At 64.2% G+C, this 23335-nt stretch carries 21 protein-coding genes; 5 read left to right on the forward strand and 16 right to left on the reverse strand.

What is annotated here, in order from left to right:
* Positions 1-23 precede the first annotated feature (23 nt).
* From AC0L2P_RS13975 to AC0L2P_RS14005, 7 genes are all read right to left on the reverse strand, one after another.
* Positions 24-1055 (reverse strand): BMP family protein, encoded by a 1032-nt coding sequence (locus AC0L2P_RS13975; protein ID WP_473501840.1) that lies wholly within the window; start codon positions 1053-1055, stop codon positions 24-26.
* A 158-nt stretch (positions 1056-1213) separates the two neighbouring features.
* Complete coding sequence (gene pcaF, locus AC0L2P_RS13980) at positions 1214-2419, reverse strand: 3-oxoadipyl-CoA thiolase (protein WP_473501841.1); 1206 nt, start codon at positions 2417-2419, stop codon at positions 1214-1216.
* Between the two features lie 123 nt (positions 2420-2542).
* The gene (locus AC0L2P_RS13985; protein ID WP_473501842.1) at positions 2543-3304 is read right to left on the reverse strand and encodes an SDR family NAD(P)-dependent oxidoreductase; all 762 of its coding nucleotides are present in this window, start codon (positions 3302-3304) and stop codon (positions 2543-2545) included.
* 12 nt (positions 3305-3316) lie between these two features.
* Positions 3317-4129, reverse strand: coding sequence for an ABC transporter permease (locus tag AC0L2P_RS13990; RefSeq protein WP_473501843.1), 813 nt, complete (start codon positions 4127-4129; stop codon positions 3317-3319).
* Positions 4129-4992 (reverse strand): ABC transporter permease, encoded by an 864-nt coding sequence (locus tag AC0L2P_RS13995; RefSeq protein WP_473501844.1) that lies wholly within the window; start codon positions 4990-4992, stop codon positions 4129-4131. The genes AC0L2P_RS13990 and AC0L2P_RS13995 overlap by 1 nt, the downstream gene beginning before the upstream one ends.
* A 75-nt stretch (positions 4993-5067) precedes the next feature.
* Positions 5068-6231, reverse strand: a complete 1164-nt coding sequence (locus AC0L2P_RS14000; protein WP_473501845.1) for an ABC transporter substrate-binding protein — start codon at positions 6229-6231, stop codon at positions 5068-5070.
* A complete protein-coding gene (locus AC0L2P_RS14005; RefSeq protein WP_473501846.1) occupies positions 6212-7342 on the reverse strand; it encodes an ABC transporter ATP-binding protein in 1131 nt (376 codons plus the stop codon). Before AC0L2P_RS14005 ends, AC0L2P_RS14000 begins: the two co-directional genes overlap by 20 nt.
* A gap of 114 nt (positions 7343-7456) precedes the next feature.
* On the opposite strand from AC0L2P_RS14005, the gene AC0L2P_RS14010 reads away from it, so the two are divergent.
* The gene (locus AC0L2P_RS14010; RefSeq protein WP_473501848.1) at positions 7457-8269 is read left to right on the forward strand and encodes a helix-turn-helix transcriptional regulator; all 813 of its coding nucleotides are present in this window, start codon (positions 7457-7459) and stop codon (positions 8267-8269) included.
* 8 nt (positions 8270-8277) lie between these two features.
* Here AC0L2P_RS14010 and AC0L2P_RS14015 read toward each other — a convergent pair whose 3' ends face one another.
* From AC0L2P_RS14015 to AC0L2P_RS14040, 6 genes are all read right to left on the reverse strand, one after another.
* Positions 8278-10347, reverse strand: a complete 2070-nt coding sequence (locus AC0L2P_RS14015; RefSeq protein WP_473501849.1) for a 3-hydroxyacyl-CoA dehydrogenase NAD-binding domain-containing protein — start codon at positions 10345-10347, stop codon at positions 8278-8280.
* A 112-nt stretch (positions 10348-10459) separates the two neighbouring features.
* Positions 10460-11407, reverse strand: a complete 948-nt coding sequence (locus tag AC0L2P_RS14020) for an ABC transporter permease (protein ID WP_473501850.1) — start codon at positions 11405-11407, stop codon at positions 10460-10462.
* Positions 11408-11409: 2 nt separating this feature from the next.
* Positions 11410-12384 (reverse strand): ABC transporter permease, encoded by a 975-nt coding sequence (locus tag AC0L2P_RS14025; RefSeq protein WP_473501852.1) that lies wholly within the window; start codon positions 12382-12384, stop codon positions 11410-11412.
* A gap of 1 nt (position 12385) precedes the next feature.
* A complete protein-coding gene (locus tag AC0L2P_RS14030) occupies positions 12386-13870 on the reverse strand; it encodes a sugar ABC transporter ATP-binding protein (RefSeq protein ID WP_473501853.1) in 1485 nt (494 codons plus the stop codon).
* 47 nt (positions 13871-13917) lie between these two features.
* Positions 13918-14931 (reverse strand): substrate-binding domain-containing protein, encoded by a 1014-nt coding sequence (locus AC0L2P_RS14035; RefSeq protein WP_473501854.1) that lies wholly within the window; start codon positions 14929-14931, stop codon positions 13918-13920.
* Between the two features lie 93 nt (positions 14932-15024).
* Complete coding sequence (locus AC0L2P_RS14040) at positions 15025-15435, reverse strand: hypothetical protein (protein ID WP_473501855.1); 411 nt, start codon at positions 15433-15435, stop codon at positions 15025-15027.
* A 56-nt stretch (positions 15436-15491) separates the two neighbouring features.
* On the opposite strand from AC0L2P_RS14040, the gene gnd reads away from it, so the two are divergent.
* The 4 genes from gnd to AC0L2P_RS14060 all read left to right on the forward strand — a co-directional run bounded on the left by gnd (position 15492) and on the right by AC0L2P_RS14060 (position 20378).
* Positions 15492-16505 carry a phosphogluconate dehydrogenase (NAD(+)-dependent, decarboxylating) gene (gene gnd / locus AC0L2P_RS14045; RefSeq protein ID WP_473501857.1) on the forward strand — a complete coding sequence of 338 codons (1014 nt, stop codon included), beginning with the start codon at positions 15492-15494 and terminating at the stop codon, positions 16503-16505.
* Between the two features lie 22 nt (positions 16506-16527).
* Positions 16528-17904: a glucose-6-phosphate dehydrogenase gene (zwf, locus tag AC0L2P_RS14050; RefSeq protein WP_473501859.1), complete on the forward strand. Its 1377-nt coding sequence runs from the start codon at positions 16528-16530 to the stop codon at positions 17902-17904.
* 274 nt (positions 17905-18178) lie between these two features.
* Positions 18179-18646 (forward strand): Ros/MucR family transcriptional regulator, encoded by a 468-nt coding sequence (locus AC0L2P_RS14055; RefSeq protein ID WP_473501860.1) that lies wholly within the window; start codon positions 18179-18181, stop codon positions 18644-18646.
* Between the two features lie 490 nt (positions 18647-19136).
* On the forward strand, positions 19137-20378 hold the full coding sequence (locus AC0L2P_RS14060; RefSeq protein ID WP_473501861.1) for an MFS transporter: 1242 nt from the start codon (positions 19137-19139) through the stop codon (positions 20376-20378).
* A gap of 82 nt (positions 20379-20460) precedes the next feature.
* On the opposite strand, the gene AC0L2P_RS14065 is transcribed toward AC0L2P_RS14060, so the two are convergent.
* From AC0L2P_RS14065 to AC0L2P_RS14075, 3 genes are read right to left on the reverse strand one after another with little or no spacing between them, the layout of a single operon-like run.
* A complete protein-coding gene (locus AC0L2P_RS14065) occupies positions 20461-21177 on the reverse strand; it encodes a glutamine amidotransferase (protein ID WP_473501863.1) in 717 nt (238 codons plus the stop codon).
* An 18-nt stretch (positions 21178-21195) separates the two neighbouring features.
* The gene (locus tag AC0L2P_RS14070) at positions 21196-21675 is read right to left on the reverse strand and encodes a tellurite resistance TerB family protein (protein WP_473501864.1); all 480 of its coding nucleotides are present in this window, start codon (positions 21673-21675) and stop codon (positions 21196-21198) included.
* 39 nt (positions 21676-21714) lie between these two features.
* Complete coding sequence (locus tag AC0L2P_RS14075; protein ID WP_473501865.1) at positions 21715-23328, reverse strand: heme biosynthesis HemY N-terminal domain-containing protein; 1614 nt, start codon at positions 23326-23328, stop codon at positions 21715-21717.
* Positions 23329-23335 lie beyond the last annotated feature (7 nt).

Consider the following 23335-nt stretch of genomic DNA (forward strand, 5'->3'; position numbering starts at 1 on the left):
CCTCCCCTCAAGGGGGAGGGATCTCAGTCCGAGACCGGCGTATTCTCATCCACGTCGACGCGGAAATTGCCATCGAGGATCTCGGCCTTCTTCTTCTCGACCAGTTCCTTGACCTCGGCCGGCAGCGTCTTGTCGAATTTATGGTAGGGCGCGAGGTAGGAGCCGCCCTTGGCCATGCGCGAGAAATCGCCGTAGTCCTGCGCGGTGAAGACGCCGGCCTTGACCAGCTTGATCGCCTGCTCGACGGTCGGATACATGTCCCAGACCGGCCCGGTGATCACCGTGTCGGGGCCGAGGCTCGACTGGTCCGACATATTGGAGATGGCGAGGATCTTCTTCTCGACCGCCGCTTCGATGACGCCGAAGCGCTCGGCATAGATCACGTCGACGCCGGCGTCGATCTGGGCGACTGCCGCTTCCTTTGCCTTTGGCGGGTCGAAGAACGAGCCGATGAAGGCGACCTTCTTCTTAATGTTGGGATTGACCTCCTTGGCGCCGGCAAAGAAGGCGTTGACCAGCCGGTTCACTTCCGGAATGCCCATCGCCGCGACGGCGCCGATCGTGCCTGACTTGGACATTTTTCCGGCGATCATGCCGGACAGATAGGCCGGCTCGTGGATCCAGTTGTCGAAAACGCCGAAATTCGGCTCGGCCGGCCCGGCGCCGGAGCCGAACAGGAAGGCGGTCTTCGGGAACTGCTTGGCGGTCCTGCGCGATTCGCGCTCGGCGGCGAAGGCATCGCCCAGCACCAGCTCATAGCCACCCTGCGCATATTCGCGCATGACACGGCTGAAATCGGCCGTCTGCACCTTCTCCGACCATTTGTATTCAATGCCGAGTTCCTTTTCGGCCTTTTGCAGGGCGACGTGGATCTGGTTGTCCCACGGCTCCTCGATCGGCGTGGCGAAGATCGCCGCCACTTTCAGCTTCTTGGTCTTGGCAAAGGCGCTGCCCGGCAGCATCGCTGCCGCCAGGCCGAGCGCGCCCAGCTCCAGCACGTTGCGGCGCGAAAGCCCTTCGCGTTTCGATTGGATTCTGCTCTTCCCGTTGTCCATTGCATGCCCCTCTGATTGGCGCCGTGTCGAGCCGGCTCTCTTCTCTGGAATATCGGCGAAGGAACTATGGAGCGGTGCCCGGCTTTTGTCCACATGGTCAAATTTGGCTGGGCGGAACGGCTGTAAACGTTCGCACCTTTAGAACGACCGCTGCTAGCTCACAACCTCTCCAGCGCCACCGCGATCCCCTGGCCGACGCCGATGCACATGGTGGCGAGGCCATAGCGGCCGCCACGTTCCCGCAGCTCCAGCGCCGCCGTGCCGGTGATGCGCGCTCCGGACATGCCGAGCGGATGACCGAGCGCTATGGCGCCACCATTCGGGTTGACGTGGTCCGCATCCTCGGCAATGCCGAGCTGGCGCAGTACGGCGATGCCTTGCGAGGCGAAGGCCTCGTTGAGCTCGACGACATCGAATTGCTGCGGCTTCAGGCCGAGCCGGGCGCATAGCTTTTGTGTGGCTGGCACCGGGCCGATGCCCATGATGCGCGGCGCCACGCCGGCGGTGGCACCGCCGAGGATGCGGGCGATCGGCGTCAGTCCGTATTTTTTCACGGCGGTTTCCGAAGCGACGATCAGCGCCGCCGCGCCGTCATTGACGCCTGACGCATTGCCGGCGGTAACCGTGCCGCCTTGCCGGAACGGCGTCGGCAATTTGGCCAGTGCTTCGATCGTCGTGCCCGCGCGCGGATGTTCATCTCGATCGACAACAACCGGATCGCCCTTGCGCTGCGCGATCGTTACCGGCGTGATTTCCTTTGCCAGACGGCCATTGGCTTGTGCGGCGACCGCCTTGTTCTGGCTGCGCACGGCAAATGCGTCCTGGTCGGCGCGGGAGATGGCGAACTCTTCCGCCACGTTCTCGGCGGTCTCCGGCATCGAATCGACGCCGTATTGCTTCTTCATCAGCGGATTGATGAAGCGCCAGCCGATGGTGGTGTCATGGATTTCGGCATTGCGCGAAAACGCGCTTTCGGCCTTCGGCAGCACGAACGGAGCACGGCTCATCGATTCGACGCCGCCTGATACTATCAGCTCGGCCTCCCCGGCCTTGATGGCGCGCGCTGCGATCATCACCGCGTCCATGCCCGAACCGCAGAGACGGTTGACGGTCGAGCCGGGAACCTCCCTGGGCAAGCCGGCGAGCAGCAGCGCCATCCGCGCCACATTGCGATTGTCCTCGCCGGCCTGGTTGGCGCAGCCGTAGACGACGTCGTCGGTGGCAGCCCAATCAATGCCTGGATTGCGCTCGACAAGCGCCTTCAGAGGGATCGCGCCGAGATCGTCGGCGCGGACCGCCGACAACGACCCGCCGAAGCGGCCGATGGGCGTGCGGATATAATCGCAGATATAGGCCTCAGCCATTGTGCAGCCTTCTCTTTTCCGGCCCGGCCATGTTGGCCGCATTCTCCTCGATACGAAAGCACATCTCGCCGCCGGCCGTTGGGCCAAAGAGAATTTCAGCTCCCGCCCGCCGGGAGCTGCGGATCAGCCGATGCTTTCGCCACCGTCGATCACCAGCGCCTGACCGGTCATGAAGGACGAGCGGTCGGAGACGAGGAACAGGATCGCTTCGGCGATTTCCTCCGCGCTGGCCCAGCGCTGCATGGGAATCTTGGTACGGACATAGTTCTCGATCGCCGCCCGCCCGCCCATCTGCATTATGAACGGCTCGTTGAAGGGCGTATCGACCCAACCGGGACACAGCGCGTTGATGCGGACATTGTGTTTGGCATAGTCGAGCGACATCTGCCGGGTCATCGCCACTACTGCATGTTTTGACGTTGCGTAGGCGATCATTTCGCGATCGTAGAACACACCCGAATTCGAGGCGGTATTCAGGATCACCCCGCCGCCTTGCGCGATCATCGAGGGCATGACGAGCCTGGCCGCGAGGAACTGCGCCCGCACATTGATCCGCCAAGAGGCATCCATGCCGTCGGCGCCGACTTCGGTCAGCGTGCCGCCGACCTGGATCCCAGCGTGATTGTGCAGGATGTCGATCCGCCGATGCCGGCGCAGCGTTCCTGTAATGAGCTGCTCGACCGCCGCATCCTCGCTGACATCGGTGGCGACGGCCTCGGCCCGACCGCCGGCCGCACGAATGTCGGAAGCGGTTGCTTCCCCCGCCCCCCGGTCCCTGTCGGCGATCACCACGAGGGCGCCTTCCCTGGCCATGATCATGGCGCCGGCACGCCCGATCCCCGACCCGGCACCCGTCACCACGGCGATGCGATCTCTCAGAATCATGTTTTTTGTCTTTCAGTGTGATGGTTTTCGTTGCCGCAATTGCCATTGGGCAAGCACCACGAGCAGAACGGAGGCGACGAGCACGATCGTCGCGATGGCATTGATTTCCGGCGTGACCCCGCGCCGGATCGAGGCAAAGACATAGATCGGCAATGTCGTCTGCGCGCCGGCGACGAAGAAAGCGACGATGAAATCGTCGAAGGAGAATGTGAAGGCGAGTAGAAAACCGGCGATCACCGCCGGCATGATCTGCGGCAACACGATGCTGCGGAAGGTCGTCAGCGGGGTGGCGTAAAGATCGCTCGATGCCTCGACCAGGTTGCGGTCGAGGCTGCCGAGGCGCGTGCCGACGATCATCGCCACCAGCGCCATCGAAAACAGCCCGTGCGCGGCAATGATCGAACCATAGCCGAGCGCCAGGCGCGGTGGCTGGTCGTTCGGCCACAGCGAAGCGACAAACGGGTTGACCACCCCGAATAGCTGGACCAGCGCGACCAGCGTCGAGATGCCGATGACGACGCCAGGAACGACGATCGCAGCCCCCAAAAGCCCGTCGAAGACGGCTCGCGTCCGCGCGCCGACACGCGCCAGGCCGAGCGCCGCCGCCATGCCGCACAGCGCCGCCAGCAAGGCGCTGGTCGTGGCGATGAACAGGCTGTTCTTCAGCGCTTCGACCAGGAACGGGTTTGCCAGGGCCTTGCCGTACCACTGCACCGAGAAGCCGGTGAACTCGCTGGCGTGATGGCCGGCGTTGAACGAGAACAGCACCACCAGCGCGATCGGCAGATAGAGAAAGGCAAAGACCGCAACGACGAAGGCACGCATCAGATCAGGTCCACCCGGCGGGCACCCGAAAGCCGGGTCGAAATGCGGTTGGCGGCAAGCAGTACGACCACGGAAACCGCCACAAGCGTGATGGCGATTGCCGATCCGAATGGCCAGTTGCGCGATTGCAGGAACAGATCGACCAGCGCGTTGCCGATGAAGAACACCTTGCCGCCGCCGAGCAGCGTCGGGATCAGATATTCGCCGAGCAGCAGGATCATGACCAGCGAGAAGCCGGTCATCACACCTGGCAACGACAGTCGCAGCGTCACGCCAAGGAATGTCGAGAGCGGCGTCGCGCCGAGATCGGCGGAGGCCTCCAGCAATCGGCGGTCGAGCCGCTCGAGGCTGACATAGATCGGCAGGATCATCAGCGGCAGATAGCCATAGACGATGCCGAGCAGAACCGCTCCCGGCGTGTTGATCAGCCGCACGTCCTCGATCCCGACATAGGCCAGCAGGGCCGGGATGCCGCGCCCGCCAAGCACATACATCCAGGCATAGGTTCGCATCAGCAGGCTGGTCCAGAACGGGATGACGACAAGCGCCAGCAGGATCAGCCGCCACCGTTCTGGCGCGCGCAAAGCGAGGTAATAGGCGACCGGATAGGCAACGAGAAGGCAGGCCAGCGCGCCCGCCGGCGCCAGCACCATGGTGTTCCAGAAGGCGGTCGCCCGCGCCGGAAGATTGGCATACTGCGCCAAGGTGAAAGCGGTCTGATAGCCGCCTTCCGGCGCCCGTTCGCCGACGCTGAAGACGGCGATCGCGACGAACGGCAAAACTAAAAACACCAACAGCCATGCGGTCGCCGGACCGAGCAGCAGGGCGGTCAGGAGATTGTGACGAAAAACATTGCTGCGCATCGAAACCCGCCCCGATGCCGGCGGACATCTGTCCGCCGGGGGAGTTGTCTGCAGCGAGCCTGTGGCCCGCCCGGTTCAAGCCGACTTGAAGCGTGCCATCAATTCGGCCCGGCCCGGGTCGGTTAGCGTCGCGGCCGCGCCGAATTCGAGCGGCTTCAGCAGATCCGCCGCCGGATAGAGGATCGGATTGTCCAGCACTTCCTTGGGCAGCAGCGCATTGACTCGCGCATCGGTGGAGGGCGCACCGTTGGCCAGGTGCTCCTTGACCGCGACTTTCGGGTTCATCAGATAGTTGAGCAAGGCATAGCCGGCAGGCTTGTTCGGCGCATCCCTGGGGATTGCGTAGAAGTCGGTCCAGATCTCGCCGCCTTCCTTGCCAAGCACATAGGCGATTTCGGGGATGTCGCGGTGGAGCTGCGCCCCGTCATTGGTCCAGCACATCGTCATCCACGCGTCGCCGGCACGCATCGACGGCTGGTAGTCGCTGGAGACCGCGAACAGATGCGGCTTCACCTTCAGCAGCAATTCCTCCGCCTTGGCGAGTTCGTCCGGCTTCAGCGAGTTGAAGGAGAAGCCGAAATATTTCAGCGCATTGCCGATCGTGGTGAGCTGGTAGTCATGGACCATGGTCCGGCCGTCGCCTTCCGCCATGGCCGTGTCCCAGAATTCCTTCCAGCTCGTCATCGGCTTGGTCAGCTTCTTGGTATTGACGGCAAAGCCGGTGGTGCCCCAATTCTTCGGCACCGCGTAGATCACGCCGTCGATGGTGCCCTCCCCGGTGAAGCGCGGGTCTTCTTGCGAGCCGTCATAATTGGCAAGCTTGGCCATATCGAGCGCTTCGATGATGCCGAGCTTTTTATAGGTCGAGATCGTGTAATTGGTCGGAACGAAAAGGCTCCAGCCCGAGGCGCCGGCCTGCAGCTTGGCCAGCATCTCCTCGTTTGACCCGAACACGTTGACCTCGACGGCAACGCCGGTCTCGGCCTTGAAATTCTCGAACGTCGCCGGGTCGTGATAATTGGGCCAGGTGGCAATCGACATGCGGTCGCCAAGCCCCTCCTGGGCGAAGGCTGCCGACGGCATGATGCCGAGTTCGCGGGCCATTACCGCGGTAGCGAGACCAAGGCCGGTAAGGCCAAGGAACTCGCGGCGGCCGATGGAACCGCGCTTGAGGCGCATCAACTGGTCGACGAATTTTTCAGGGCTTATCGGCAATCCGTCACGATACGATTTCGACATTTTTGTTTTCCCTCTGGTTGGTCCCGTTATTCTCCGGAAACGCCAGCGGCGTTCCGGCTGTAAAGCCGATGGCGACGGGTTCACCCGGCTTGAAGAGATTTCCACCGCCGACCAGATGATCGGCCTTTGCGAGCAGCGTCCCGACGCCCTGGACCTCGATTGCATATTCCGCAGTAGAACCGAGAAAGATCCGGTTGCGGACAAGCCCGTTCAGCCGGCCGCTCCCGGGCGCGCCGAGGCTTAGCGATTCAGGGCGCAGGCTGACCGAAACGGCTTCACCCTGAGCTAGCGGAGTCCGCTTCCGCGCGGCAATGACGGTTCCGTCGGCAAGCGCTACCTCGACGAGCTTGCCCGCGAGCCCGACGACCTTGCCGCTCAAGAGATTGGTCTTGCCGACGAAGTCGGCGACGAAGAGGTCGGCGGGTTCGTCATAGATTTCGCTCGGCTGCCCAAGCTGGACGATGCGCCCGCCATTCATGACGCAGACGAAATCGCTCATCGACAGTGCTTCCTCCTGATCGTGGGTGACCAGGACGAAGGTGATGCCGATCTCGCGCTGCAGGTTCTGCAGCTCTATCTGCATGTCGGTGCGCAGCTTCTTGTCGAGCGCCGCCAGGGGCTCGTCGAGCAGCAGCACCGCCGGTTTGTTGACCAGCGCCCGCGCCAGGGCGACACGCTGCTGCTGGCCGCCGGAAAGCTCATGGATCTTGCGGCGGCCATAGCCTGCAAGCCGAACCATGGCGAGCGCCTCGCCTGCCTTCAGGCTGATCTCCCGCGACGAAAGGCGCGGCCGTGCCTGGCGGAGGCCATAGGCGACGTTGTCCTCCACATCCAGATGCGGAAACAGCGCGTATTGCTGGAACACCATGTTGACCGGCCGCCGATAGGGCGGCGTGCCGGCCATGTCGCGGCCACGGATGAATACCACGCCTTCGCTTGGCTGTTCGAAGCCACCGATCATGCGCAAGCAGGTTGTCTTGCCGCAGCCGGACGGCCCGAGCAAGGCGACAAAGGCAGACGGCGGGATGGCCAGATCGATGCCGCTGACCGCGATCACGCTGCCGTAGCGTTTGGTGACCCCGCGAAACTCGATGTCGGGCACTGCGGTCAAAGCTGCGGGCTCCTGCGGGTAGCTAACCTCGAAACGCTATCAGAGCCAATGGCGGCTAGTATATACCTCCCAGGTGGTATATTTCGTCTATTTTCTCGTTTGAAGGGGTATGAATTGGGCGTTTCGCGCAGCGATGAATACAGCCGGCTCGCTGCGCTCATCGCAGCGACGCGGGAGACGAGCGGCGAGCTTTTCGGCAAGGCGATGGTCGCCTGGGTCCGGCAGCATGTCGGCTTCGATCATTGCGTGATCTTCGGCTATCGCGGCGCTTCCCGCCCGCCCCTGCTGTTCGAGACATTCTCGCCGGCCGAAAGCCATGTCTTCGTCGCGCTCTATCAGGAAGGGCCTTATCTGCTCGACCCGTTCCACCATGCGGCGGTCGAGCGCAAGGAAGGCTTTTGGCGTATGCGCGAACTGGCGCCGGATCGCTTCTATGCCAGCGAATATTACCGCTCCTATTACAGCCAGACCAAGCTTGCGGAGGAGGTCGGCTTCTTCGTACCGCTACCGGGAAAGGAAGCACTGGTCGTCTCGCTGATGCGATTGCGCGCTTCGGGGCCGTTCGGAACCGCCGATGCCAGGTTGCTGCGCGACATGGCGCCTGCGGTGATCAGCCTCGTCAGGCTGCGCTGGCATGATCTTCCGGCCGACAAACCGGCAGAGACGAAGCAGGACGAAGCGATTGCTCCGGTCAGCGAGTTCGAGCGTGCTCACATCTGGAAGAGCCTCTCGCTCACGCCGCGCGAACAGCATGTCGTCGATCTGGTGCTTCAGGGCCATTCCACGGAATCGATTGCCAGGGCGATGCGCATCGTGCCGGGAACCGTAAAAGTTCATCGCCGCAACATCTACCGCAAGCTCAAGATAAAGTCGCAGGCGGGTCTGTTCGCGCGTTTTGTCGAGATCATGGACGCACGGATTCGCTAGTCCCAAGTTCAGCCGGCAGCGCCGTCCCAGGAACCGGCTTCGGCCATCTGCCTGAGCCGGGGTGCCACTCGAAAGACGTCCTTGCCGGTCTGCTGGTGCCAGTGATCCAGCCGCCGGATGATCTTGTCCGCGCCTTCGAGGCTTGCCGAGAACATCGGTCCCCCCTTGCCGGCCGGGAAGCCGTAGCCGTTGACCCAGACGACGTCGATATCGGAGGCGCGGGCGGCAATCCCTTCCTCGAGAATTTTGGCGCCCTCGTTGATCATCGGATAGAGCGTCCGCTCGATGATCTCCTCGGCGCCGATTGCGCGCGGTGCAATGCCGCGTTCGGCAGCCTTGTTGCGGATCAGCGCCTCGACCTCGGGATCGGGCAGCGGCGTGCGCGAACCGTTCTCATAGCGGTAGAAGCCGCTGCCGGTCTTCTGGCCGAAATGTCCCTGTTCGCACAACGCGTCGGCGATTTCGGCCGTCTGGCCGCGCGCCTTGCGGTTGCGCCAGCCTATGTCGAGGCCGGCGAGATCGCTCATTTCGAACGGCCCCATCGGCCAGCCGAAATCGGTGAACACCTGGTCGACCTGGCGTGGCATTGCGCCTTCGAGCAGAAGCGTCTCCAGTTCCGAACCCCGCGCCGCCAGCATGCGGTTGCCGACAAAGCCGTGGCAGACACCGACGACGACCGGCACCTTGCCGATCCGCCGTGCCAGATCGACGATGGTCGCCAGCACGTCGGGCGATGTCTTTTCGGCGCGGACGATTTCGAGAAGCTTCATGACGTTAGCCGGCGAAAAGAAATGCATGCCGAGGACATCTTGCGGCCGCGACGTCGAAGCGGCGATTTCGTTGACGTCGAGATAGGAGGTGTTGGTGGCGAGGATCGCGCCCGGTTTGGCCACGGCATCGAGCCTGCCGAAGACATCCTTCTTGACCGCCATTTCCTCGAACACGGCCTCGACGATCAGGTCGCAATCGGCGAGATCGGCATAGTCGGTGGAACCCTTGAACAGGCCAAGCCGTTCGCGGTTGGCGTCTTCGCTCAGCGATCCGCGGGTGACGGAAACGGCATAATTCTTCTCGATCGTCGCCAGCCCGCGCTGCAACGCCTCCTGCGTTGTTTCCAGCAAGGTCACGGGAAGACCGCCATTGGCGAACGCCATGGCGATGCCGCCGCCCATCGTGCCGGCGCCGATGACCCCGACCCGCGCGATCCTGCGCCTGACGACATCCTTGCCGGCAATTTTTGCCGCCTCGCGTTCGGCAAAAAACAAATGCCGCTGCGCGCGTGATTGGTCGCCGGCGACAAGTTTGAGGAACAGCGTGCGCTCCGCCGCCAGCGCTTCCTCGAAGGACAGCGTCAGGGCGTTGCGGACCGACTGCGCACAGGCGATCGGCGCCTCGAGGCCGCGTGTTTTTTTGGAAAGCGCTGCCACCTCCTTGTCGAAGGCCGGCAGGTCCGCCTGGTCGAGGCGATCATTGCGGTCGCGCACCGGCGTGAACGGACCGCCTTTCGCGGCCACTTCGCTGGCGAAACTTACCGCTTGCGCGATCAGGTCGCCATCGAAGACGGCATCCACCAGGCCATCGGCGAGCGCCTCGGCCGCACCGATCGGCGTTCCCGAAACGATCATACTGAGCGCCTTCAGCGGACCAACCAAGCGCGGCAGGCGAACTGTGCCGCCGCCGCCCGGCAGCAGGCCGAGCTTGACTTCCGGCAGGCCGAGCCTTGCCGCTCGGTCGGCAACACGGATATGGCAGCCGAGCGCCAGTTCCAGGCCGCCGCCGAGCGCAGTGCCATGAATGGCGGCGACCGTCGGCTTGGCGATCGTTTCCAGTACGGCGAGGATGGCGCGCAATTCCGGCTGCTGCGCCGGTCTGCCGAATTCGGTGATGTCGGCGCCGGCGACGAAGGTCCGCCCGGCGCAGGCTATCACGATTGCGCCCACCGACGGCTCGTCTCGCAGGGAAGCGAGCGCCCGCATCAACGGCTCGCGCACATGGAAGCTCAGCGCATTGACCGGCGGATTGTCGATGGTCACCAGCGCGACGTTGCCCTGCCTTGTAGTGCTGACGAAATCGGACACGCAAACCTCACGCAGTGACGTCGGCCGAACGATTTACAGGGGCGAAGCCCCGATGGGAACCTAGATGTTGGCGGACTGGACTGATATCCTCGCGCCCGGGTCGGGCCTTGCCTTAGCGCAGCGCCTTCTGCCCGCCGGCGGCGGTGATGACGCCGACGATGATCAGCCCTGTCAGCACCAGGCGGACACCGACGCTGACGCCAAACGTGTTGAGCATGGTCAACAGCAGCACCAGGAACAGCGCCGCGCCCCAGACCCCCGGCACATTGGCCTTGCCGCCCGCCACCGACGTGCCGCCGATGACGACGACCGCGATCGAGGCCAGCAGATACTCGTTGCCGATATCGACATTGGCGCCGCGGAAATAACCGGCGAGCAGCGCGCCGTCGAGGCCGCCGAGCGCGCCCGACAGCGTGTAGGTGAGGAAGCGGGTGCGGCCGACATTGACGCCTGCCAGCCAGGCGGCGCGGATGTTCTGGCCGATCGCCAGCACCGAGCGTCCGTAGATCATACGCTGCAGTACGATGCCGGCGCCGATGGTGAACAGCACGGTGAGGATCGCCAGCACCGGGATGCCGAAGACCTGCCAGTTGGTGAAATCGGCAAAGCCCGACGGCGGCTTGATCTGCAGGCCGCGCCCATAGCTGATATCGACCGACTGGATGACGAAACTGGCCGACAGCGTAGCGATGATCGGCGGAATGCGCAGCGCCCAGATCAGGAGGTAGTTGACGGCGCCGATCGCCATGCCGCAGGCAAGCGCGGCCAGCAGGCCAACCGCGATCATCGCATCATTGCCGTCCATGACCTTCATGGCGACGGCGCTGGCAAGGCCGATATTGGCCGGCAGCGACAGGTCGACATTGCCCGGCCCGAGCGTGATGACGAACATCTGGCCGACGCCGACGATGACGGTGAAGACGGCGAGCGACAGCGCCGCCGTGATCATGCCGCCGCCGCCATAGCCGCCGGTGAAGGCGATCGTCGCCAGCCACACCAGCACCGCCCCGAAGAATGACCAGATCCAGGGTCTGGCGAACAGCGTCCGCAGCGAGGCCATGCTCACCTCTCCCTGCGGCTGATCAGCACCCGCGCCGCCAGCACGATGATCAGGATGGCGCCATTGGCGGCGACCTGCCAGTCGGGCGGAATGTGCATGAAGGTCAAAAGCGGCGACGCCGCCAGCGCCAGCGTCAGCGCGCCGATGACGGCGCCGATCGGCGACACCCGGCCGCCGACGAACTCGCCGCCGCCGAGGATGACGCCGGCGATCGAAAGCAGTGTGTAGCCATTGCCGATATTGGCATCGGCCGAGGTGGTGATGCCGATCAGCGCCATGCCGGACAAAACGCCGAACAGGCCGGTCAGCGCAAACAGCGCGATCTTGGTGCGCAGCAGCGACCAGCCGGCGCGCTTGAGTGCGGCTGAATTGCCGCCCGATCCGCGCAGGATGACGCCATAGGAGGTGCGCATCAGGCCAAAGTGGACAACGGCTGCGATCAGCGATGCCGCGATGATCGGGAACGGAATGAAGGGTGGCTTGAAGGCCATCAGCGCCAGCAGCCAGTCCGGCGCCTTGCCGCCGGGCTTGGGCAGGATCAGGATGGCCAGGCCCTGCCAGACGAAACTCATGCCGAGCGTCACCACGATCGAGGGCAGGTTGCGCAAATGGATCAGCGCGCCGAGCAGCGCGTAGACGCCGATTGACCCGAGCAGGATGACGACGCCGAGCAACGGCGCGTCCTTCAGCCACGTCGCCGTGACGCAGCCGACGAAGCCGACAAAGGTGCCGATCGACAGGTCGAGCTCGTTGCCGGCGATGACGAACATCTGCGCGATCGTCGCCAGAGCGATCGGGATCGCCAGATTGAGCATCAGGCTGAAACCGAAATAGCTGATGGCGCGCGGGTTGAGCCAGGCGATGGCGATGAGCACCAGCGCCAGCGACAGTGCCGGCAGCAGGCTGCGCAGCATGCGCGCCCGCCTCGTGGCGCGCGCCGAGGATTTTAGCCCATTCTCGATGGATACCGCCGTCATCTCAGGCCGCGTCGCCGAACGAGGACTGGATGATCTTTTCCTCCGTCAGTTCGTCGCGGCGAAGGTTGGCGACGATCCGGCCGTTCTTGAACACATAGATGTGGTCGCAATTGTCGAGCTCCTCGGTTTCGGTGGTGTACCAGAGGAAAGTGCGGCCATGGCGAGCCTCTTCGCGCACGAGGTCGTAGACTTCGAGCTTGGTGCCGATATCGACGCCGCGCATCGGGTCGTCCATCAGCACGATCTTGGCATCGGAGCCGAGCGCCCGCGCGAACAGCGCCTTCTGCTGGTTGCCGCCGGAGAGCGAGAAGATGTTGTTGCTCATGTCGGGCGTGCGGATGCCGATTTTCCGCTGCCACAGCTCTGCGAGCTCAGCTTCGCGCTGTGGCGAGATCAAGAGGCCGTTGCGCAATCGCGCCAGCGAACGGATGCCGATGTTCTCGGCGATCGACCATTGCGGAAAAATCCCGTCCGACTGGCGGTCGCCGGCGACCAGCGCCACCGGCGCGGTGACCTCGATGCCGGTCCTGGCGCGGGAAGCCGCGGCAAAGATCGCCAGCAAAAGGTCGGTCTGCCCATGCCCGGCAAGTCCGGCAAGGCCGATGATCTCACCGGCACGGGCGACAAGCTCGTTGCCGTCCTGCTGTCGCGCCGGGCGCGCCCGGACCCGCAGCGGACCGGGCTCCGGCTTGCCGCTCGCAATCTCTGCGGCGGCGTTCTCGCGCGCCGCCGCTCCGCCCATCGCCGTCACCAGCCTGTCGCGGTCGAAGGCGTCGGCCTGCCCGGTAGCGACCACCTTGCCGTCGCGCATCACCACGATGCGGTCGGCATTTCCGAGCACTTCGCCCAGCACATGCGAGATCAGGATGCAGCTCTTGCCGGCGGCTATGAAGCGGCGCACGAAGGCGAGCAGCTGGCCGGCGGTATGCGCATCGAGCGAGGAGGTCGGCTCGTCGAGGATGACCAGTTCGAGAGGCTCCTGCGTGACCGTGAAGGCGCGCGCCACCTCCACCATCTGCCGGCTGGTGATGGAAAGATCGCCGACGATGTCGGATGCCGAGATGCTGTGGCCGGGGAAGATCTCGTCGAGCTTGGCGGCGATCAGATCGGCCGCCTTGCGCCGCCAGCCGAAGCCATGCAGCGACGCGTGGTTGATCCGCGTGTTCTCGGCGACGCTGAGGTTCGGACAGAGCGACAGTTCCTGGAACACGCACCGTATGCCGAGCTGCTGCGCGCGCGGCACCGAATAACTTGCCTCGACGCCGCCGCGAACCGCGATCTGCCCGCTGTCGGGGGCAAGCGTGCCCGCCACCATATGCATGAGCGTCGATTTTCCGGCGCCGTTATGACCGACGAGACCGACGCATTCTCCGGCGCGAACGCTGAAATCGACACCGGCGAGCGCCCTGACGGCGCCGAAATGTTTTTCGGCACCGTCCAGGCTTATGATGTCCAAACTGATGATGTCTGCATTGGCCTCGGGCATCCCTCAACGATAGCCGGTTATTTGTGGCGGCAACAATAGTGCCATGCTCACTTGATGTTGGCCTTGATCGCCGCGATGGCATCTTCCTGCGTGTATTCGTGGCTGGCGACGCCGCCCTTCGGAATCTTCGGCAGCGCGGCCTCGAAATCGTCCTGGGTGAAGGCAAGATAAGGAACCAGCAGGTCGTGCGGCACGTCGGTGCGGCCGTCGAGCACCTGCTGCGCCACCCAGAAGGCAAGCGTCGATACGCCCGGCGCGATCGACGCCGACCAGGTCTGGTAACCGTCCTTTTCCTTCTGCTCCTTCCACCACTGCAACTCGTCCTGGCGATTGCCCATGATGATGGTCGGGCGCGGCTTGCCGGCGGCGGCGAAGGCCTGTGCCGCGCCATAGCCGTCACCGCCCTGGTCGACGACACCGACGATATCCGGCAGCGACGGCAGGATGGTTGCGACGGCCTTCTGTGCCGTCGTCTGGTCCCAGTCGCCGGTCACCGAGCCGACGATCTTGAACTCGGGATGGGCAGCGACGCCTTCGAGGATGCCGGCATGGATGGCATCGTCGATCGAGGTACCGGCGAGGCCGCGGATTTCCAGCAGGTTGCCGCCCTTCGGCTGGAACTTGGCCATCTGCTCGACTTCCTGCTTGCCCATGTCCTTGAAGTCGACGACGACGCGGTAGGCGCAGGGTTCGGTGACGATGCCGTCGAAGGAGACGACGACGATGCCGGCGTCGCAGGCCTGCTTGATGGCGCCGTTGAGGGCATCCGGAGACGCCGCGTTGATGACGATCGCTTCATAGCCCTGTAGGATCAGGTTCTGCACCTGGGCTGCCTGCGTCGGCACTTCCTTGTCGGCCGTCGTGAAGACGTCGGCGGCGCCGACCACCTTGTCGGCAACCGCCTTCTTGGTGACGATGGCGTAGCTGTCCAGCATCGCCTGCCGCCACGAATTGCCGGCGTAATTGTTGGAGAAGGCGATCTTCTTGCCGCTGGTGTCGGCGAGCGCGGTGCCTGCGGCGAGCATTGCCGCAAGGGTACTCAAGACGAGTAGCTTCTTCATGTCATATTCCTCCCATAGGTTAGTCGTCGTTCTTGGCTGCTAATGTCTGCCGTCGTTTCAATTTTGTCAGACAATTTTAGATGGACGCGCTTGTCAACAGTGATCGATGACGGTTTGGCGATCAACTTGCGGTGCAATGATTGAAACGGGTTCGGCTCCTGGTCTAGGGATGGGCTGGAGACGTATTGGATGCCAGATCAACACCATGTCTACTGAGCAAGGCGCTGCGCATCGAACTTTTTGGCCCGAGCGGTCGTTCATTGGAGCAGCGACAATTGGGCAACCGTCCATGACAGCGAGACCGCCGCGAACCTTTTCGGCATCCATCTCGCGGAGTTGCCGGTTGCCGCCGCCGCTCCGGGCAATAGCCCGAGCAATAGCATTGTCTTCACATTCTTCTGGTCCGATGCCGGCCGTTGGGAGAACGCTGACTTTTCTGTCGGCATCGGCGATACCGGATAGCATGATCCCGCAAAGTGGAGACCGGTTTTCGGAAAAGACCATGCTTCAATAACAGCGCCGCTAGATCATCGATCCCTCAAGTAAGGCAGGACGAGACCATGCAGATAGGAATGATGGGACTGGGCCGGATGGGCGCCAACATGGTTCGGCGCCTGCTGCGCGATGGCCACGAATGTGTCGTCTACGACATCAACCCGGCGAGCGTCGCCGCACTTGTGACCGCCGGCGCGGTCGGAGCCGCCTCGATGGAGGAGTTCGTCGGCAAGCTGGCGAAGCCGCGCAGCGCCTGGCTGATGCTGCCGGCGGCCATCACCGGCCGGATTGTCGACCAGGTGGCTGCCCTGATGGAGCCGGGCGACATCATTATCGACGGCGGCAATTCCTATTATCATGAGGCCGTCGACCACGCCGCGCGGCTGGCCCTGAAAGGCTTGAGCTATGTCGATGTCGGCACCAGCGGTGGCGTCTGGGGCCTCGAGCGCGGCTATTGCCTGATGATCGGCGGCCCCGACAGCGCGGTGCAGCATCTCGATCCGGTCTTCGCGACGCTGGCTCCGGGCGCCGAAGCTTCGCCCGCCCCCGGCAAGGACGCCGGAACCGCTCCCTTCGGCTATCTCCACTGCGGGCCGAGCGGCGCCGGTCATTTCGTCAAGATGGTCCATAACGGCATCGAATACGGCGTCATGGCCGCCTATGCCGAGGGGATGAACATCCTGAAATCGGCGAATGCCGGCAAGCGGCAGCGCACCGCCGACGCCGAAACCAGCCCGCTGGAAAACCCGCAATATTACCAGTTCGATATCGATATCGCCGAGGTGGCCGAGGTCTGGCGGCACGGCAGCGTCATCGGCTCGTGGCTGCTCGATCTGACGGCCGGCGTGCTGAAGGCCGATTCGGCGCTGACGCAGTTCGGCGGACGGGTTTCGGATTCCGGCGAGGGCCGCTGGACGCTGAAGGCGGCGATCGACACCGGCGTCCCGGCGCCGGTGCTGTCGTCGGCGCTGTTCGACAGGTTCTCCTCGCAAGGCGAATCCGAATTCGCCGACAAGCTTTTGTCCGCCATGCGTTATGCCTTTGGCGGCCATGTCGAAAAACCGAAGGCCGGCTCGTGACGGGCGATAGGGGGGCACGCCCATGAGCCAGGAACGATCCGACACGCTGGTGCTTTTCGGCGCCACCGGCGATCTCGCCCACAAGAAGATCTTCCCCGCCCTCTACGCCATGGTGGCCAAGGGAACGCTGAACGAGCCGGTGATCGGCGTCGCCTTCGATCCCTGGGACCTCGCCAAGCTGCAGGCGCGCGCCCGCGACGGCATCGTCAACTCCTTGGGCAGCATCGACGACAAGATCTTCGCCAGGCTTGCCTCGCTGCTGCGCTATGTCAGCGGCGACTACCGGGCGCCTGCGACCTTCGAAAAGCTGAAGACCGCGCTCGGCAGCGCACAGCGGCCGCTGCACTATCTGGCGGTGCCGCCGGCCATGTTCGAGGTCGTCGTCCAGGGGCTGGAGCAATCGGGCGCGGCCCAGGGCGCACGGCTGATGGTGGAAAAGCCGTTCGGCCATGATCTGCAATCGGCGCGCTGGCTGAACCGGGTGCTGCATCTGGTCTTCGACGAAAAGGCGATCTTCCGCATCGATCATTATCTCGGCAAGGAGGCGATCCAGAACCTGCTTTATTTCCGCTTCGCCAATTCCTTCCTCGAGCCGATCTGGAACCGCAATTACGTCGAGAGCGTGCAGATCACCATGGCCGAGGATTTCGGCGTCGAGGGCCGCGGCCGCTTCTATGACGCGGTCGGCTGCATCCGTGACGTCATCGAAAACCATCTGCTCAACATCCTCTTGCTGCTCGCCATGGAGCCGCCGGTCGGCCGCTCGGCCGACGATCTTATCGACGAGAAGGTGCAGGTGCTGCGGGCGATCCGGACGCTGACCAGGGACGATGTGGTGCGCGGCCAGTTCGACGGCTATCTCAACGAGCCGGGCGTCGCGCCAAACTCGCCGGTCGAGACCTTCGCGGCGGTACGCTTTTTCGTCGATACCTGGCGCTGGCAGGATGTGCCGTTCTTCATCCGCGCCGGCAAATCCCTGCCGGTGCACGCCACCGAGGTCATCGTGCGGCTGAAACGGCCGCCGCTCGACGTCTTCGATCCAATCAAACCCGGCGACTCCAATCACGTGCGCTTCCGCATCGATCCGCAGGTGGCGATCTCGATCGGCGCCCGGCGCAAGGCACCCGGCGACGACATGGTCGGCGAACAGGTCGAGCTTACCGCGCTCGACGATTCGAAGGGCGACATGCCGCCCTACGAGCGGCTGATAGGCGATGCCATGAACGGCAACGGCCAGCTGTTCACCCGCCAGGACGCCAGCGAGCTCGCCTGGCGGATCGTCGGCCCGGTACTCGGCGACACCACGCCGCCCTCTGTCTACGCGCCAAACACCTGGGGGCCGGCCGAAGCCATGGCTGGCTTCGGGCCGCCGAACGGCTGGATCAATCCGTCGAAATGATCATCGGCGGCAATGTCTATGAACTATCCGCCGATTGCAGTCGGTGCGACAACACACGCGCCTTCGAAGGCGGATTTCGACTGTGGCGCGACAAATGCCTGATTATCTGATATTGCTGATTGTCTGATATTACCGAGCACCGGCTCAGGGTTGTTAATCCCGCGCTGCCGTTAGTATTATTATTCAAAATAATGTGTGGCGTGGTGCGGCGTCATTGCATTGCGCGGATTTGCCGACTAGGAATTTCTGCGACCCCCACGGACGGAGAAATAGATTGATCGACGACAGCAACAACGCTCGCAAGGACATCGACCTGCTCGAGCTGACCGCCCATATCGTGTCCGCATATGTCGAGAAGAACCGCTTGCCGGCTTCCGGCCTCGGCGATCTCATCGCCAGCGTCAGCGCCTCCATAGGCGGGCTCGGACAACCGGCAGTGCCGGTCGCCGCGCCGCAGACGCCTGCCGTCAATCCCAAGAAATCGGTGACGCCGGACTACATCATCTGTCTCGAGGACGGCAAGAAGTTCAAATCCTTGAAGCGCCATATCGGCGTTCATTTCGGGCTGACGCCAGACGCCTATCGCGCCAAATGGGGCCTGCCGTCGGACTACCCGATGGTCGCTCCCAACTACGCGGCCTCGCGTTCGCAGCTGGCCAAGGCAATCGGCCTCGGCCGCAAAGCCGCCCCGCCGCCTGCGCCCGTCAAAGGCAGGGGCAGGAAGGCCAAGGCGACGGCCTGATACAGCGATACCACGCAGGCAGGCGTGGGAGCGCGCTTCGTCATCTGGAGCGAAACGACGTCGCGGAAACCTTGGTATCCATGCTGCGACTTTCTCCGCGTGTTGAAGGTGCAGAATTTTTTGGTCCCAGAGGGACAGCGCCCCCTCTGTCCTGCCGGACATCTCCCCCACAAGGAGGGAGATTGGCCGGCATGCCGGCTTTCGCCAATCTCCACCGTCGCAAGATTGGGTGGAGCGCTGAAGCCGCCGATCTCCCCCTCATGGGGGAGATGTCCGGCAGGACAGAGGGGGGCGCGAAGGGATGCTACAAAACGGCTCTCAGACTGCGCCGTTCCTCGATCACCGATGGAACAGCCTGAAAATTCCTTGATCCAGGCCGGATTTTTGCGCGCGCCTTCGGCCGAACTGCGCTAAAGGCTCTCTTGGCCGGACCAGCGCCCATCGTGGAAGTGCCCCGCCGGCCGACATCGCCGCTACGGGGCCTTATTCCATGACCGCAGAATCCCAAGTACCATCCGACCAGCGCTATGCCGCCTTTCGCCACCGGCCGTTCCTGAGCTATTGGGCGGCGCGCTTCCTCTCGACATTCTCCACCCAGATCGTGTCGGTCGCCGTTGGCTGGCAGATCTACGATCTCACCCGCGACCCGTTCGACCTCGGCCTTGTCGGCATCGTCCAGTTCCTGCCTTCGCTACTGCTGGTGCTGGTCACCGGCGACGTTGCCGACCGTTTTGGGCGCCGGCTGATCATGGCGCTGGCGGTGCTGGTCGAGACGGGCTGCGCCTTGGCCCTCCTGCTGCTGACGCTGCGCGGCCTCTCCGGACCGATGCCGGTCTTCATCGTGCTCGCCATGTTCGGCATCGCGCGCGCCTTCTTCGGGCCGGCCTCCTCATCGCTGTTCGCCAATCTGGTGCCGCCCGAGGATTTCGCCAACGCCATCGCCTGGAACTCGTCCGCCTGGCAGACGGCAACCATCGTCGGGCCGGTCGCCGGCGGCCTGCTCTATGGGCTTTCGGCGGAAGCCGCCTACACCACCGCGGCCGTGCTGATGCTCATCGCCGCCGTGCTGATTTTCACCATCCCCAAGCCCGCCCAGCGCAGCCGGACCGACAGGCCGACGGTGCAGACCCTGTTCGCCGGCTTCGGCTATATCTGGAGCGAAAAGATCGTGCTCGGTGCGATTTCGCTCGATCTGTTCGCGGTGCTCCTGTCCGGCGCCTCGGCGCTGCTGCCGGTCTATGCGCGCGATATCCTCGAACTCGGCCCGTGGGGGCTCGGCCTGTTGCGCTCGGCGCCCGGCGTCGGCGCCATCTGCGTCGCCATCTGGCTGGCCGGACACCCGATCCGCAACCATGCCGGCCTCGTCATGCTCGGCTTCGTCGCGCTGTTCGGCGCGATCACGGTTCTGTTCGGCCTCTCGACCATCACCTGGCTGTCGATCGCAGCCCTTGCCCTGCTCGGCGCCACCGACATGTTCAGCGTCTATATCCGCGAGACGCTGATCCAGCTGTGGACGCCGGACGACGTTCGCGGCCGCGTCAACGCCGTCAACCAAGTGTTTGTCGGCGCCTCCAATGAGCTCGGCGAATTCCGCGCCGGCATCATGGCGGCGTTGATCGGCACGGTTTCGGCCGTGGTGGTCGGCGGCGTCGGGGCGGTCGCTGTCGCCGGCCTATGGGCGGTGCTGTTCCCGCAGCTGCGCAAGGTGCGTCATCTCAGGGGACGAAACTAAAGCGCGACGCGCTTTGGTTTGTTTGTGTGTGCATGTCGTTATCCCAAAACCGCTGCACGCTTTTGGGCGACATGCACTGATCTCACCGCAGCGCCGGCTTGCCGAAAATCAGCGGCAGGAACTCGCCCAACCAGCGCTTGAGGTGCATGTCCCAGATCAGCCGGCCACCGAGATGGTCGCGGCCGGGCTGCGCGCCGGGCAGTTCGAAGCGGTGCGCGCCGCGCACCACCCAGCGCTGCATCATCGCCCGGGTCAATTCGCCATGGAACTGGATGCCCCAGGCATTGTCGCCATAGCGGAAGGCCTGGTTGGGATAGGTTTCGGCGGTCGCCAGAAGCGTCGCGTCCTTCGGCAGCGAAAAACCCTCGCGATGGAACTGATAGACCATCTCCGGCCAATGCATCAGCCTGCTTCCCGCTTCGGTCGCCTTCAGTGGATACCAGCCGATCTCGACCAGCCCCTCGCCATGGCCCTCGACCCTGCCGCCAAGATGCTTGACCAACATTTGCGCACCGAGGCAGATGCCAAGCAGCGGCCGGTTCTCGTTGAGCGGAATTTTGAGCCAGTCGGTTTCGCGGCGGACGAATTCGTCGCCGTCATTGGCGCTCATCGGCCCGCCGAACACCACGGCGCCGGCATGTCCGTCCAGCGTCTGCGGCAAGGCCTCGCCGAGCGGCGGACGGCGGATGTCGAGGTCGAAGCCTTCCTCGATAAGCGTATGGCCGACCCGCCCGGGGCTCGAATGCTCCTGATGCAGCACGATCAGGATCTTTGGTCTCGAACTTGGCTTGGGCGGCATTGGAACGCGGGATCCTGTCTATTCGTCGCTTGACGTTCCGGCAGCACCAGGAACCGCGGCGGCCGCCTTGAGGCGCGCCTCGACACGGTCGCGACGTTCGACGCCGATCAGCTCGGCGACCCGCCAGACGGTATTGTCCTCGAGTTCGTGCAGCTCGCCATCGGCATAGACGATCTCCCACATCAGGCCGATGAAGGCCTTTCGCGCGTCGGCGTCGAGATCGCGCTTGAGCACGCTGGTGAAGGCATAGAGGTCGATCGCCTCATTGTCGGCCCGCTCGCCGGCAGCCGCCAACGCGTCGAGTTCCTCGCCGCTGATCGAGTAGCTTTCCGCCAGCACCTTCTTGAACCGCTCCCATTCGGCGTCCTGGCGCACCCCGTCGGCGTTCATCACATGATAGAGCAGGGCGGACGCGGCAATGCGCGGATCGTCGGCGCTGGGGCTGGCGCAGCTACCGGACGGCAAATCCTTCAGAAACGATAGAACGCGTTCGAACATCAAATCATTCCCAATAAACTCGGGTCCACTCGACCCGGATCAGAACAAACGAAACCGGCGCGTCGATTTATCCGCCGCGTCGTCGGGATCGACGCCGGGGTCGTCGGGCAGCCGGGTCAATTCCTGCGCCGGCTCGACGGCCTCGGCATCGTCCGGCACTTGGGCAAACGCCGCCGCGGTGATCGGTGTCACATGATCCTCGCCGGCACGGTCGTCCGTCTTCTCCTCGGTCCTCGTGCCCGGTGTCTCGGTCGCGATGGCTCTATGCTCGATCACCTCGGCTGTTTCGTGCGCCGGCTCGGCTGGAGCCGCGATGGCCGGCACCGGTGCCTCGGTATCCTCATCGCTGTCGATCAACTGGCCAAGCCGCTCCATCGGCGCCCGCCATTCAAATGCATCCAGCCTGCCGGTGATCGGCGACACCGGAGCCCAGCGTTCGGAGACAACGCCGTCGGCGACCCAGGCCGGGTCGCGCGGCGCCCTCACCGCCTTCGACAGCAACTGCCGCACCTTGCCCTGGTCGCCGGTCTCGGCCTCCTCGATATCGGCCAGCAGCAGATAGGCCCCTTCGCGGCGATCCATGCGGATGGCGGCTTCCGCCTCGCGGCGAGCGGTTGAAAAATCCTGCGCATCGAGCGCGGCGCGCGCCACGGCAAGCGAGGACTCGGCATGGTTCTTCTTCAGTTCCTGCAGCTTCTTTGCCCGGTTCAGCCGGTCGAGCACGGCATCGCCCGGCCTGGCATGGGTGTAGAGCTCGGCGATCTCCGGATGCGGCTCGGCCTTCCACGCCGCCTCGAGGATTTTCGAGCCTTTGCGCACGTCGTTCTGCCGAAACAGCAATTTTGCCGCGACGACCGCCGCCGGCGCGAAATCCGGCCGCAGCCGGTTGGCTTCGAGCGCCGCCGCCCTTGCGGCATTGGCATCGCTGTCGATCAGCGCCTGCGCCTTGGCGGTAAGCAGCACGGCGCGGCGCCGGTTGGCGGCATCGCGTTCGATCTGGCGGGTCGACTTCTGGGCGTCGACCAGTTTCAGCGCGCCATCCCAGTCGCCGCGTCCGGTCAGGTCTTCCAGCGTCGATTCGGCCGCCCAGGCCAGTTGCGGCGCCACCGCCGCGGCACGACCTGCATAGTGGCGGGCTGCGTTGCGGTCGCCGAGCCGCTCGGCCTCGAGGTAGAGCCCGCGCAGGCCGAGCAGCCGCATTTCGGGATCGTCGAGCATGGTCTCGAATTTTTCGCGGGCGCCCTCATGGTCGCCTTCAAGCAGCGAGGCCTGCGCGTCGAGCAGCTGGATCAGCGGCTCCTGGTCGGAGCGGATCAGCTTTGCCGCTTCCTTGGTCTTCTTGCGGGCGAGCGCGCCGTCTCCGGCGCCGGCGGCGATCATGCCGGTCGACAGCGCCTGATAGCCGCGGTCGCGGCGACGCACGCGGAAATAGCGCGAGATCGTATAGGGGCTGTTCCACAGCGCCTTGACCAGCCACCAGACGATCATCACCCCGGCAACCACGGCGACCACCGCCACCGCCGCCACCATCAGGCTGACCTGGTATTGATAGCCGTTGAAGGTGACGAGCATTTCACCCGGCCGGTCGGCCAGCCAGGCGAAGCCGAGCCCGAGCGCAAAGACGACGGCGAGGAAGACGAGGATGCGGATCATTGGGTTC

The sequence above is a fragment of the Mesorhizobium sp. WSM4836 genome (assembly GCF_055811815.1).

Excerpts from the sequence above, each read along its gene's own strand:
- AC0L2P_RS13975 (WP_473501840.1), bottom strand. The coding sequence starts at position 1,055 with ATGGACAACGGGAAGAGCAGAATCCAATCGAAACGCGAAGGGCTTTCG.
- pcaF (WP_473501841.1), bottom strand. The coding sequence starts at position 2,419 with ATGGCTGAGGCCTATATCTGCGATTATATCCGCACGCCCATCGGCCGC.
- AC0L2P_RS13985 (WP_473501842.1), bottom strand. The coding sequence starts at position 3,304 with ATGATTCTGAGAGATCGCATCGCCGTGGTGACGGGTGCCGGGTCGGGG.
- AC0L2P_RS13990 (WP_473501843.1), bottom strand. The coding sequence starts at position 4,129 with ATGCGTGCCTTCGTCGTTGCGGTCTTTGCCTTTCTCTATCTGCCGATC.
- AC0L2P_RS13995 (WP_473501844.1), bottom strand. The coding sequence starts at position 4,992 with ATGCGCAGCAATGTTTTTCGTCACAATCTCCTGACCGCCCTGCTGCTC.
- AC0L2P_RS14000 (WP_473501845.1), bottom strand. The coding sequence starts at position 6,231 with ATGTCGAAATCGTATCGTGACGGATTGCCGATAAGCCCTGAAAAATTC.
- AC0L2P_RS14020 (WP_473501850.1), bottom strand. The coding sequence starts at position 11,407 with ATGGCCTCGCTGCGGACGCTGTTCGCCAGACCCTGGATCTGGTCATTC.
- AC0L2P_RS14025 (WP_473501852.1), bottom strand. The coding sequence starts at position 12,384 with ATGACGGCGGTATCCATCGAGAATGGGCTAAAATCCTCGGCGCGCGCC.
- AC0L2P_RS14030 (WP_473501853.1), bottom strand. The coding sequence starts at position 13,870 with ATGCCCGAGGCCAATGCAGACATCATCAGTTTGGACATCATAAGCCTG.
- AC0L2P_RS14035 (WP_473501854.1), bottom strand. The coding sequence starts at position 14,931 with ATGAAGAAGCTACTCGTCTTGAGTACCCTTGCGGCAATGCTCGCCGCA.
- AC0L2P_RS14040 (WP_473501855.1), bottom strand. The coding sequence starts at position 15,435 with ATGGTCTTTTCCGAAAACCGGTCTCCACTTTGCGGGATCATGCTATCC.
- gnd (WP_473501857.1), top strand. The coding sequence starts at position 15,492 with ATGCAGATAGGAATGATGGGACTGGGCCGGATGGGCGCCAACATGGTT.
- zwf (WP_473501859.1), top strand. The coding sequence starts at position 16,528 with ATGAGCCAGGAACGATCCGACACGCTGGTGCTTTTCGGCGCCACCGGC.
- AC0L2P_RS14060 (WP_473501861.1), top strand. The coding sequence starts at position 19,137 with ATGACCGCAGAATCCCAAGTACCATCCGACCAGCGCTATGCCGCCTTT.
- AC0L2P_RS14065 (WP_473501863.1), bottom strand. The coding sequence starts at position 21,177 with ATGCCGCCCAAGCCAAGTTCGAGACCAAAGATCCTGATCGTGCTGCAT.
- AC0L2P_RS14070 (WP_473501864.1), bottom strand. The coding sequence starts at position 21,675 with ATGTTCGAACGCGTTCTATCGTTTCTGAAGGATTTGCCGTCCGGTAGC.
- AC0L2P_RS14075 (WP_473501865.1), bottom strand. The coding sequence starts at position 23,328 with ATGATCCGCATCCTCGTCTTCCTCGCCGTCGTCTTTGCGCTCGGGCTC.